The sequence below is a fragment of the Sporosarcina oncorhynchi genome (assembly GCF_033304615.1).
In the GTDB taxonomy this organism is placed as follows: Bacteria; Bacillota; Bacilli; order Bacillales_A; family Planococcaceae; genus Sporosarcina; species Sporosarcina oncorhynchi.
On record NZ_CP129118.1, the window covers coordinates 1,029,729 to 1,041,698 of the forward strand.

General features: G+C 41.0%; 15 protein-coding genes. 10 read left to right on the forward strand and 5 right to left on the reverse strand.

Going from position 1 to position 11,970, the window contains the following annotated elements; translation table 11 throughout:
• Positions 1 to 7: 7 nt before the first annotated feature.
• The 4 genes from spoVAE (at position 8) to QWT69_RS04775 (ending at position 1,829) form a co-directional block, all read left to right on the forward strand.
• Positions 8 to 370, forward strand: coding sequence for a stage V sporulation protein AE (spoVAE, locus tag QWT69_RS04760; RefSeq protein WP_317969498.1), 363 nt, complete (start codon positions 8 to 10; stop codon positions 368 to 370).
• 72 nt (positions 371 to 442) lie between these two features.
• Positions 443 to 607: a YjcZ family sporulation protein gene (locus tag QWT69_RS04765; protein ID WP_317969500.1), complete on the forward strand. Its 165-nt coding sequence runs from the start codon at positions 443 to 445 to the stop codon at positions 605 to 607.
• A gap of 18 nt (positions 608 to 625) precedes the next feature.
• The gene (locus QWT69_RS04770; protein ID WP_317969502.1) at positions 626 to 877 is read left to right on the forward strand and encodes a stage VI sporulation protein F; all 252 of its coding nucleotides are present in this window, start codon (positions 626 to 628) and stop codon (positions 875 to 877) included.
• 646 nt (positions 878 to 1,523) lie between these two features.
• Positions 1,524 to 1,829, forward strand: a complete 306-nt coding sequence (locus tag QWT69_RS04775; RefSeq protein WP_317969504.1) for a hypothetical protein — start codon at positions 1,524 to 1,526, stop codon at positions 1,827 to 1,829.
• A gap of 71 nt (positions 1,830 to 1,900) precedes the next feature.
• Here the strand turns inward: QWT69_RS04775 and QWT69_RS04780 are convergent, their stop codons facing one another.
• The 3 genes from QWT69_RS04780 to QWT69_RS04790 form a co-directional block, all read right to left on the reverse strand.
• Positions 1,901 to 2,335, reverse strand: coding sequence for a GNAT family N-acetyltransferase (locus QWT69_RS04780; RefSeq protein ID WP_317969506.1), 435 nt, complete (start codon positions 2,333 to 2,335; stop codon positions 1,901 to 1,903).
• Positions 2,336 to 2,337: 2 nt separating this feature from the next.
• Entirely contained in the window at positions 2,338 to 2,853 is a 516-nt protein-coding gene (locus QWT69_RS04785) for a YjcG family protein (protein WP_317969508.1), read from the reverse strand.
• 86 nt (positions 2,854 to 2,939) lie between these two features.
• Complete coding sequence (locus tag QWT69_RS04790) at positions 2,940 to 3,665, reverse strand: alpha/beta hydrolase (protein ID WP_317969510.1); 726 nt, start codon at positions 3,663 to 3,665, stop codon at positions 2,940 to 2,942.
• A gap of 195 nt (positions 3,666 to 3,860) precedes the next feature.
• On the opposite strand from QWT69_RS04790, the gene QWT69_RS04795 reads away from it, so the two are divergent.
• From QWT69_RS04795 to QWT69_RS04815, 5 genes are all read left to right on the forward strand, one after another.
• Positions 3,861 to 4,430: a phosphatidylglycerophosphatase A family protein gene (locus QWT69_RS04795; RefSeq protein ID WP_317969512.1), complete on the forward strand. Its 570-nt coding sequence runs from the start codon at positions 3,861 to 3,863 to the stop codon at positions 4,428 to 4,430.
• Positions 4,431 to 4,606: 176 nt separating this feature from the next.
• Entirely contained in the window at positions 4,607 to 5,584 is a 978-nt protein-coding gene (locus QWT69_RS04800) for a TAXI family TRAP transporter solute-binding subunit (RefSeq protein WP_317969515.1), read from the forward strand.
• A 95-nt stretch (positions 5,585 to 5,679) separates the two neighbouring features.
• Positions 5,680 to 6,201: a DUF1850 domain-containing protein gene (locus tag QWT69_RS04805; protein WP_317969517.1), complete on the forward strand. Its 522-nt coding sequence runs from the start codon at positions 5,680 to 5,682 to the stop codon at positions 6,199 to 6,201.
• Positions 6,194 to 8,239, forward strand: coding sequence for a TRAP transporter permease (locus tag QWT69_RS04810; RefSeq protein ID WP_317969519.1), 2,046 nt, complete (start codon positions 6,194 to 6,196; stop codon positions 8,237 to 8,239). The genes QWT69_RS04805 and QWT69_RS04810 overlap by 8 nt, the downstream gene beginning before the upstream one ends.
• Before the next feature lie 133 nt (positions 8,240 to 8,372).
• Positions 8,373 to 9,380, forward strand: a complete 1,008-nt coding sequence (locus tag QWT69_RS04815; RefSeq protein WP_317969521.1) for an IS1595 family transposase — start codon at positions 8,373 to 8,375, stop codon at positions 9,378 to 9,380.
• 34 nt (positions 9,381 to 9,414) lie between these two features.
• On the opposite strand, the gene QWT69_RS04820 is transcribed toward QWT69_RS04815, so the two are convergent.
• Complete coding sequence (locus tag QWT69_RS04820; protein WP_317969523.1) at positions 9,415 to 9,855, reverse strand: hypothetical protein; 441 nt, start codon at positions 9,853 to 9,855, stop codon at positions 9,415 to 9,417.
• Positions 9,856 to 10,010: 155 nt separating this feature from the next.
• Positions 10,011 to 10,916: an AEC family transporter gene (locus QWT69_RS04825; protein WP_317969524.1), complete on the reverse strand. Its 906-nt coding sequence runs from the start codon at positions 10,914 to 10,916 to the stop codon at positions 10,011 to 10,013.
• A 150-nt stretch (positions 10,917 to 11,066) separates the two neighbouring features.
• Here QWT69_RS04825 and QWT69_RS04830 point away from each other — a divergent pair, with 150 nt between their 5' ends.
• On the forward strand, positions 11,067 to 11,957 hold the full coding sequence (locus tag QWT69_RS04830) for an ATP-binding cassette domain-containing protein (RefSeq protein WP_317969526.1): 891 nt from the start codon (positions 11,067 to 11,069) through the stop codon (positions 11,955 to 11,957).
• The last annotated feature ends 13 nt before the right edge of the window (positions 11,958 to 11,970 follow it).

The following is an 11,970-nucleotide window of genomic DNA, read 5'->3' on the forward strand; positions in this document are numbered from 1 at the left end:
GGTGTGAATGTTTTCGATATATATAACTGCGTTCGTAGTAGGAGGACTGATCTGTGTCATTGGTCAATTGATGTTTGACGTGGCCAAATTGACACCTGCACATACGTTGTGCACATTGGTTGTCATTGGCTCTGTCCTCGATGGAATCGGTCTTTATGAACCACTAATCGACTTTGCTGGAACAGGCGCAACGATACCCATCACCTCTTTCGGCAATGCATTAACCCATGGTGCATTAGCCGAGGCTGAAAAACATGGTCTCATCGGAGTCCTCACCGGAATGTTCGAAGTGACAAGCTCAGGTATCAGTGCAGCCATCTTGTTCGCTTTTATTGCCGCAATCTTATTCAAACCAAAAGGCGACGTATAAAAAAATGTGCAAACGCCCCCTCCATCCTCCAACTATCTGCATACGATAGATGGAAGGGAAGGAGGGATTTTTATGTTCGGTGGATACAACGCTTACGGCGGCTGTGGCGGAGGTTATGGCGGCGGATACGGCGGCGGATGCGGCGGTTATGGAAGAAGCTCATATGGCGGTTCCACATTTGTACTGATCGTCGTCCTCTTCATATTGCTAATCATTGTGGGCGCAACCTTTGTATAATGAGGGAGGAATGACAATATGAACGACTCTTTTTTTAAAAAAATAGAATCCAAGACCGGCGTTCCCATGGAAGAAGTATTCGCACTCGCGAATGCAATCCAACACGCCAACTTCAACGACGAACGTCAAGTCCGAAAAATCGTCCGTAAAGTAGGAAAACTAGCAAACAAAAACGTCCCCCAACACGTCGAAGATGACCTAGTCAACTCCATAGTCAAAAACGGAAGCTCCGTTAATATGGCCGACATCCAAAAAATGATGGGGAACTAACGAAAGCGAAGAAAGGCGTCTAGCTGCGACAGGCGTTGGAAGAATTGAAATAAAGGCGCCCTTTGCCTTTACTTCAATTCTGAAACGACCCGAGCAGCTGCCTTTCGTAGCTAGATGAACAAAAGCGAAGGGCACCGTTCAGCCTCGACAAGCGCTGGAGCACTTGAAAAAAAGACGCTTTTTGTCTTTTCTTTCAAGTGTGAAGCGACTCGAGAGGCTGGCGCCCATAGCTAGCCGGACCAAAAGCGAAGAAAGGCGTCTAGCTGCGACAGGCATAAGTCGAAGTTGCGAAGTGGCGGTTTTTGCCACGTAGCAACTTTGCTTATGACCCGAGCAACTGCCTTTCGTAGCTAGACGAAACAAAAGCGGCTGCATACTACTACGCAGCCGCTTTTTTTATATGAAAAATCGAATCTTGCTACATAGATTGCTAACAGAATCCAAATTTGCAGAAACTATCAAAATAAATTGCGTCAGTGAAATCGCAGTCACTTGAAATTATACTTACAGAATGCGCCTCGCTGAACTATAAATCATTGCTTTAACTATGAAACTAACAAACAATTGAAAATTAATGTTTCGCATTCTACAAATAAGGGTATATCCATATAGTAAGTATCTAAAAATGTGAAAAGAGGTGTGGGAAATGGGTTATCTATTACCAATCCAACCAATTCAATCTGAAATGTATGCAAACCGTCTTAATCAAGTTAATAATCGCTTCGCTTATATTGACCGTGTGGAAAAAGTTGATTTTGACACTGAAGTCCTTGGGCAATTTAAGGATTCGATGAACGATGAGCGAGAACAGGCAGCTGAGGAGCGGGAAATGATAACTGAAAATCCCCGCCCTCCCTACTTGAAAGGATTCATCTACCCGAACCCGGCGAATTTGTCGCCTGAGATTTCCATCGTAGTAGGAAAAGGGCTTGCAGTAAATGAATACGCCTAAGCTCACAGACAGTATGAAAAAGCAGATGTGTAACCGGAAAACCGGATTCACATCTGCTTTTTTATTGTTGATTAAGAATTAATTTCTTTTACCATAGCCCGATGCGGAATATCTGCATCCATGAACTCCGGTGAATTAACCGTATATCCAAGTTTTTCATAAAAGGGAATCGCATACGATTGAGCATTGAGTACGATTTTAGTCATACCAGATGACTCAGCATCTTTTTCAAGCGCATTCATTATCAAAAAGCCAAGATGCTGACCGCGGTACTCTTGTAAAATACAAACTCGTTCAACTTTTGCAATACCTGTATCGATTTCACGGATACGTCCAGCACCGATGGGCTGCTCATCATCGTAAACGATGAAATGTTTGGCAGACTTATCAAATTCATCAATTTCCAAACTAATTGGCACACCTTGCTCCTCAACAAACACTTTCGTTCTCACATAAAATGCATCATCCCGCTCAATGTCTGAGCGGGCGATTTTTACATCAATCAACTTCAATTATCCTCGTCAAGGCGGAACGTTTCATAAACTGTCCAAGAACCGTCCTCAAGTTGATAGAGAAGGTGGATGCGATCGATGATTTCGGTATGATCCACACCAATCATCTTCAATTGACCGATGATATCGTCATGCTCTCCCGAATTCAGTTTTTGTGCAATCGTAATATGTGGAACAAAAGAGAATTCAGATGGAGCTCCAAAGAAATCTTCATTCAAGTCTTTATGAAGTGCAAGTAAATCTTCATTGGGTGTCACTTTAAAGAAAATTGTATTCGTAATAGGTGCAAAAGTGCTTACTTTTGATACTTGCAGTTCAAAAGGTTTGTTTTTGTTAGTAACTTCACGTATAGCAGATGCTACATGCTCGATTTCTTTATCGTTCGCTTCAAAAACGCTTTTCACCGTCATGTGTGGCGTGATTAGCGCATAATGTGGGTCATACCGTTTTCTGTACCCATTCGCCAAGTCTTGAAGTTTCTTCGATGGGAACGCTACAATACCGTATTTCATAATGAAAGACCTCCTCGTAAAATGTTTGACGCATACATCATATAGCCAATTATAGCAGAATCATTTGCATTTTGTCCGAATTGGCATTAATCATATTGAAACGATTGTTTAATAGCCCGTCGGATATCCTGTTGCCAATACTTCCAAGTGTGGTCCCCTTTAAATTCTTCATAGAAGTAGGAAAACCCTTTTCTTTTAATTAATTCATTTAATTGTCGGTTAGGTGTAAGGAAATCACGGATACCATCTTCCGTTGTTTTGACTTCGGTTTCACCTTCGCCGATCACATGATAGATTGAAAAAGAGGATGTGTCTTGCAGTGCTTCAACTTTTTCCATGACTGAATCATCGACGTATGGGGAATGGAGAATTACCTTACCAAAACAATTCGGATATTTTAAAGCGGTGAGCAATGAAATTGTCGCCGCTAATGAATCGCCAATTAGCCCCCTGCCGGCTCCTACCTGATAAGTTGGATAATTTTCGTCAATGTACGGGACAAGTTCATGGGCGAGGAATCGAATATAAGCTTCATGCCGGTCGCCTTCCGGATGATACATTCTTCTGCGTTCGCTGACACTTTTATAGGGAATGCCAACGACGATCATATTATCGATTTCACCGTCGTTCACCAGTTCATCTGCCACTCGTCCAATCCTTCCATATTGGAAATAATCTTTTCCGTCGGATGCGATTAGCACAGAGTACTTATATAAGGGTGAATATTGGTGAGGTAGATGAATCAGTAACTGCATGTCTTCGTCAAGTGCTTGACTATAAAAATTCACTTCTTCAATTTTTCCATATTCCATGAGTTAGTTCCTCCTTGATGTTTCATGTACGAAGATTGTAACACAAGGTGTTCTATAGGTATAATGCTTAAAAGCGCAATACGATTCTATATGTGTAATCCGGTACGAAAGGATAAGGGCAATAGAATGGTCATCTTGCCTATTGCTGTCATAGTATAGTTGATAAGCGATAGGCCGAATAGGAGGAGAAAGTTTATGTTTAACGGAAAAAACATTGTTCATTCAGATGTTGTCACAAAAGCAACTCACGAAGCATTGGCCCGAAGAGGGGTGACGCTTGAAGATATTGCGAAAATTGTTTATGAAATGCAAGTCCCTTATAATGAAGGGCTTGATCTCGCGGAATGTGTCGACTCCATTGAAAAGGTCCTAATGAAAAGAGAACTGCAGCACGCAATTCTTGTTGGTATCGAATTGGATGAGTTAGCAGAACAGGGTAAATTGTCTGCACCGCTTCAGCAAATTGTTGAATCTGACGAAGGTCTGTTCGGCGTGGATGAAACAATCGCTCTAGGAGCGGTGTTCACATACGGCTCGATTGCCGTCACAACATTTGGTCACTTAGATAAAAATAAAATTGGCATTATCAATGACCTGGATACGAAAAAAGGAATCGGCGTCCATACATTCTTGGATGATCTTGTGGCTAGTATCGCATCGTGTGCTGCTTCGCGGCTGGCGCATCGTAAACGGGATCTTGAAGAAGCGGGCATTACGTATAAAGAAGCATATAAATTAAAAAACAAACAGCCGGACCAACAATAATACGCTGATGGGAGATTTGGGTACCCTGTACCCGTCTTCCTTTTTTTCTTGTGTGATTGAAATCGCTTGCAATGTACTGATAATTTGTAAGAAACATTGACAAATGAATAAGCATTCATGGTAGAATGAATTTTAGCTAGAAAACTACTATATAGCAAAAAGGGGAGAACGATTGTATGAATAAAAGAAGTATCCGCATTCTTGCTCTAGTCTCAATGATCGCATTGCTAGTTCTATCAGCATGTGGCAAAGACGATGCAGATAAAGGCACTGATTCAGCTGATAGTAAAAAAGAATACGATTATCTATCTGTATTGACAGGTGGAACACAAGGAACTTATTATGCACTAGGTGGAGCACTGGCTGACATCATTGGTAAGGAAACAGGCATTAATACAACTGCTGAAGTTTCACAAGCATCTGCTGCAAACATGACTGCTCTTAAAGACGGAAGTGCTGAAATCGCTTTCGTACAGACAGACATCGCATATTATGCGTCTAAAGGTGAAATGATGTTCAACGGAGAAGTGATCGATTCAGTATCAGCTATCGGTGCACTTTATCCTGAAACGGTACAACTTGTTACACTTGAAAAATCAGGCATTAAGACGTTTGAAGATCTAAAAGGCAAAAAAGTTTCAGTTGGAGCACCTGGTTCAGGTACATATGCTAACGCTGAACAACTTCTTGAAATCCACGGATTGACGATGGACGATATCCAACCTCAAGATTTGGATTTTGGTGAATCCACAGATAGCATACAAGCAGGTCAAATCGATGCAGCATTCATCACGGCAGGTACACCTACAGCGGCTGTTGAAGCTTTGAATGCTAATGCTAAAGTATTTGTCGTTCCAGTAACAGACGAAAAAGCTGACGAATTGATTGCGAAGTATCAGTATTACGCGAAAGAAGTAATTCCTGCTGGAACATACGGCATCGCTGAAGAAACACCGACAGTTTCTGTTGGAGCAATGCTAGTTATCCAAAACGATGTTCCTGAAGATCTTGCATATAAAATTACAAAAGCAATTTATGACAATGCGGGCAAATTGACACACCCGAAAGGCGCATTGATTAAAAAGGAAACAGGCCTTGATGGAATCGGTATTCCAGTACACCCAGGTGCACAAAAATACTTTGACGAAAAATAAGACTCTGCAACTAGAGAAATAAGAAAAGCGGGGCGGTGAGGCATTTAGCCTTAGCCGTCCCATTCTTAATTACGGAATAGAAAGGGAGATGATGGATGAATTTGAAAAAACTACCCCTCCCTGTTCTTTTCGTTATCCTGCTTATCGGCCTCGCCTATTTTTTCTTGCCCATACATAAGGTGTTCACCTTTACGGAATATCGATCTGATCATCCGGAAACCTTTTATGTCAAGCTGAAGGATGAAAAGGAATTTCAGATCCGATATGTCCACTCCATATTTCTTACCGACGTTATTGAAAACTACGAGATAACGGATGATAATGCCGTTCGTATGCGCTCCATGCAATATGAAGATGTTGGAATTGGATTGCCCGGTTATGCCGAAGAAGGTGAAACATTAGATTTTACCAATGGAATGTATACGCTTACTTATGATCAAAACGTCATCGATTCGTTCGTTCTGTTTGTAGGCGATGTCGATGCGAAGCTAGCATTTAGATATAACGGTAAGGAAATAGATTTAAAACACTATTTGACAAGAGGAAAGTCGTACACATTCCAAGTGGAGCGGCAATCGATCTTTCAAAAAATGAGAGGAGTTAACATGAATGGCTAATAATAAAAAGCACCATGAAGGATCTTTGATCGACTCACAAGTTGACCATGGCGAGCAACTGACGGAAGAACAACAGCTCGAACTTCTTCAAAAATACGATCCTGAATCAAATACGCGCAATTTATCTGGTATTTTTAAAGTAATTGTCTTTGCTGGATTATTATTATTTTCATTGTTCCAGTTATACACATCTATCGGGACTCCATTTACGGCATATATTCAACGTTCCATTCACTTAGGATTCGCGTTGTCTTTAATATTCCTATTATTCCCGGCTGTTAAGAAGCCTGGCGTAAAACGAAACAAAGTACCGTTTTACGATGTAATTCTGTCGCTACTCTCAGTGGCAGTCGGTTTATATTGGCCGCTGTTTTATACTGATTTGGTCTACCGAGTAGGAAGAGTCTCGGAAATGGATTTAATTATAGGGATTTTGGCGGTACTCTTAACACTTGAAGCCGCTAGACGTGCAGTCGGTTTACCGATAACGATTATTTCTGCTGTGTTCTTGGTGTATGCATTCTTCGGGCCCTATTTTCCGGGCTTCTTAGCGCACCGAGGTCAGGATATCAAAAACCTTATCCAGCTATTGTTCTTTACAACAGATGGAATCTTAGGAACACCGATTAGTGTGTCTGCGACTTTCATCTTTGTCTTCCTGCTTTTCGGTGCCTTCCTTGTGAAGACAGGAGTCGGTAATTACTTCAACGACTTGGCGATTGTTCTTGCCGGCCGACTAACGGGAGGGCCCGCTAAGGTTGCCATTTTCTCAAGTGCATTGCAAGGAACGATTTCAGGAAGTTCAGTTGCAAACGTTGTCGGTTCAGGTTCTTATACGATTCCGATGATGAAAAAACTAGGATACCGTAAAGAGTTTGCGGGAGGGGTGGAGGCTGCTGCTTCAACGGGCGGACAAATCATGCCTCCGATTATGGGAGCTGCCGCTTTCCTGATGGTTGAATTCATTGGTGGAGTCACCTACTGGGAAATAGCCAAAGCTGCTGCAATTCCTGCTTTGCTATATTTCACTGGAATTTGGATCATGACACACTTTGAAGCAAAACGCGTCGGACTTCAGGGAATGTCACCTGATCAAATTCCGGACCGTAAAGCTACATTGAAAAAGATTTACTTGCTGTTGCCGATTCTGGGAATTATTCTCTTCTTGTTGTTCGGTATTCCAACAATGAAAGCTGCACTTTTAGGTATCGTCTTAACATTGGTTGTCAGCTTCTTTGATAAATCGACGAGACTTGGTTTCAAAGATATTATTATGGCGCTTGTAGATGGAGCACGAACTGCATTAGCCGTAGCAGCTGCAACAGCTTGTGCTGGTATTATCGTCGGTGTCGTCGTGAAGACGGGTCTTGGACTAAGCCTAGCGAACGGACTCGTTTCAGCAGCAGGCGGAAATATTCTCTTAACGTTAATCTTCACGATGCTTGCAGCGATTATATTAGGAATGGGTTCGCCGACAACGGCAAACTATGTCATCACATCAACGATTGCCGCACCTGCAATTATCTTATTATTGATGGGTGGAGAAATGGGGCCTGGTGTAGCAGTTCCTGTCGTAGTGGCAATATCTGCTCACATGTTCGTATTCTATTTTGGAATCATTGCGGACATTACGCCGCCAGTCGCTCTAGCAGCATTCGCGGCATCCGGAATATCCGGTGGGGATCCGATCAAAACAGGTTTCACTTCAGCAAAGCTCGCGATTGCGGCGTTCATCATTCCTTATATGTTCGTCTTCAATCCAGCATTGCTCATGATTGACTCGTCGTTGTTCGAGATTATCTGGGTCACCTTCACCGCAATTGTAGGAATGATTGCTATAGGGGCCGGGATGATCGGGTTCTGGTATCGAAAGTGTAATTGGATTGAACGGGTGATAATTGCCGGTACGGGTTTACTATTAATTTATCCAGAGACATTAACGGATATCATTGGTTTGTCTTTGTTTACTGTACTGCTCCTTATCCAATTGAAAACGAAAGACAAGAACGACAAAAACAAGGTTGCCGTAGCATCCTAATGAAAAAGCGATCACGATTGTCTGAAAAGACAGCCGTGATCGCTTTTTTCTGTTGGCTGTTTTCGTATAGATTGTTGCTTTCTTGACCAGACTTTTACAAGGTTGGCATAATGCGGTTAGGAGGCGTTCTACTATGTGGTTGGATATATATGAGGACTTCAGCGAATTACCAAAATCGGAGCAAATAGCATTGTTTGAAGCGATGAAACAGGACTTGTTTCCTGATGAGCCAGATAAAATTACAAAACTACTCAAAAGCATTCGTGAAGCCCGATTCGCTTCTGGTTTGGGTTGTGTTCATTGTGGAAGCACATCGGTTAAACGGAACGGCAAATATCGTTCAAGACAACGTTATCTCTGTAATGATTGCGGGAAATCTTTCAATGATATGACCAATACGCCATTTTCAGGTTCACGCTATCCCGCAAAATGGGTGAAGTACATTGAATTAATGGTAGAAGGACACACGCTACCGAAAATCGCTGAAAGGTTAAACATTCATATTTCTACCGCATTCTATTGGAGACATAAAATCTTGAACGCATTAGGCAGTCTTGGATTTAACCAATTGTTAGGTATCGTTGAAAGTGATGAAACCTTTTTTCGTGAATCTATGAAAGGTAGACAAGTCACTCATAGAAAAGCCAAGAAACGTGGAGAGAAAGACACGAAAAGAGGTATTTCTAACCTAAAAATTGCTGTTGTAGTGGCACAAGACCGCAATGGTAGTGTGATTGCTCGGAAAGCAGGTACAGGTCGCGTAAGAGCCGAAGAAATTGACACAGTGATAGGTGAGTATATTCACCCGTCTGCCTTGTTATGTACTGATACCGCAACTAATTATAAGAAATTCGCAAGAATAAAAGGGTTGCAACACGAAACGGTCAATGAACGACAAAAACAGCGTGTTAAGAAAGGCATCTATCACATTCAACACGTCAATAACTTCCATAATCGCTTAAAGACTTGGATGGAACGATTTCAAGGCGTTGCGACAAAGTATCTGGATAATTACCTTTACTGGTTCCGATGGCTTGATAAGGGGAAAGACTTGGCATTTGAAAAACGAGTTGAGCAAATGCTTATTTCAGCGTGTCAAAAATCGAACAGCATAACAGTAGAAATGCTGAAAGCAATATAGAAACCACCTCAAATACTTAAAGGTGGTCCATTCCTTAATGATTTTCTTCTTGGATTTCATCTTCTATAAGTTTAATGAGTGTTGATGATTCTTCGGAGGTCAAAGTTTGGGTTCTGCCTTCATATTTTACTTGATGGTTGAAGATGATAATCCCGCCACTCGGATAATACCCGACATTTTTAATATGCATGATATAGAGTGGTTCTTCGTCAATATCAACGGAAGTCGTCGTTATATTATTTGATTTTAAATTCTCCAGGACAGAAGAAAGTTGTTTTATAAAATCCTTTTCGTCTGTCACTTTTTGTTTATTTGTTTTGTATTCAATCAATTCTATACTCTCAATGTTTTTATAAGTAATTTCTTCCTCTGAGAATAAACGTTCCATAGAATCCCCTGTATTTCTAGTGAAAACAACAACTAAAGTTATGGCAATAGTCACAATAACAGCGATAGTTATAACCTTATTTTTCATTTAAACCCTCCTCTGAACAAACCGTTTCCGTTTGTTTAATATTATTTCCTTTAAGCTCCATCTTCTTATTATATATCTTTTCTAACAATTTATTCAATACCTTTAAAAACAACAAACTTTGCGAAAACAGCCTTTCTGTTACATCGCAAATTAGCTCAGACACCGACTAAAAAAAGAACGATTGGTATCGTAATGATGCTCGTGAGTGTCGTGATAAATGTGGTGAATGAAACGAGATCCGGTTCAGTATTAAATTGCAACGCGAAAATCGTTGTATTGGCGGCCGCCGGCATGGCGGCTTGAATAATCAAGACGCTCTTCAACAAGTCGTTCACCGGAAGAAATAATAAAATAAGCAAAGCGATAATCGGTGAAGCAACCATACGTATAATGGATACTGCAGTCACATAGCAATAGTTAACTTTTTTTCTGGCCATCACTGCCAGCTGCATTCCAAGAACGAGCATCACTGTCGGAATTGAAGCATCCGCAATTAGACTAATTCCTTCCATTAATGAAGAAGGAAGAGTCAAATGAAATACTTGGAAAAAGAGTCCGAGGGCTGCTGCGTAAATGAGTGGCATACGGACAACGCGTTGAAGAGCATCACGCCACGTCGCTTTTTCTGAACCGCCGATCGAAGCGAAGAATATACCAAAGGAATTCATAAGCAGTGATTGAAAGACCATCATGATAACAGCATAATCAAAACCGATGGAGCCTAAAGCAAAAAGTACGACCGGGGCTCCGTAGTTCCCGCTGTTCATGAAGACCCCTCCTAAAATCATCGCAGAACGTTCGGAACGCGTAGCCTTCATCACTTTGGCGATGATCCAGATGATCACAAATAAGATGAACGAAAGTAGTAAGCTGAAAAGAATTATGTAGAAATAGTCCCAAGTTAAAGGATTGCTGTAAAAAGTGCGGAAAGCCAGAAAAGGCGACATTAAATAAAGAGCAGCTGTTGAAATAGATTTGATATCGAAGCCGATCAGTTTCTGTCCGATGAATCCGATTGCAAAAATGAAAAACACAGGAAAAATGATTAATAATAGACTCATAGCATCTTGCTCCTATCGCGCATGATATCGTAAGGGATTATCCGTAGTATATATGAAAACGACGACTGTTGAATAGTGGAAACCAATCTACTATAATAAGAGTATAGTCGAAAAGATCAGAAATTTGGAATTGTATAGGAAGTAGGGGAAATGATGCTTACGTTAACAAATGTAAAAATCTCTTATGGCGACAGAGTTATTTTGGACGATTTGGATTTCACAGCAAAAATTGGGGAAATCATTGGCGTTGCTGCACCAAACGGAACAGGTAAGACTACCATGTTCAATGTCATTGCGAATTTCGTGCGGCCGGATTCAGGTAAAGTGCTTTTTGATGGGAAATATACATATAAGAATGAAAAAGAAGAATTGATTATTCATAAAAAATTAGCAACTTTTCCTGAACAAAAAGATCTGTTTGAAGAATTATCGGGCATAGACCATTTGAAGTTGTATGCAAATATGTGGAACGGCTCGACAAAAAATGTCACGGCTATTATTGAACGGTTACAAATGGGACATTATGTAAAACGTAAAGTTCGGACCTATTCACTCGGAATGCGTCAACGCCTCTGTTTTGCAATGATGATGGCGGCGGATACACCCGTCATGCTCATGGATGAAGTGATGAATGGATTGGATGTTGATAATGTCGCGCTCATTTCGGAATGTCTGTTAGAGATGAAGAGAGACAAATTGATTTTTGTTGCTTCTCATTTGTTGGAAAACCTCGATTTATATGCAGATCGTGTCATTTTCTTAAAAGCAGGTAAGATTGTCCACGAACTGCGATTTACGAACGACAATGAAACATATCTGAAGCTTGAAATGAATTTGGACGAATATGAAAAGTTATGTAAGGACGTTACTTTACCAGAAGGACATATCTTTATTGCGGAGCGGCTTTTATGTCTCCCTTTTGCTGGAATTAACATAGCGGAACAGACAAAGTGGATTGAGCGTATGCTCATAGATAACGACAGCGAAATGAAAATCGGACCACTTGGAACAGTTGAATATTATGAAAAGTATTATGCCTAACTAGTACAATCAA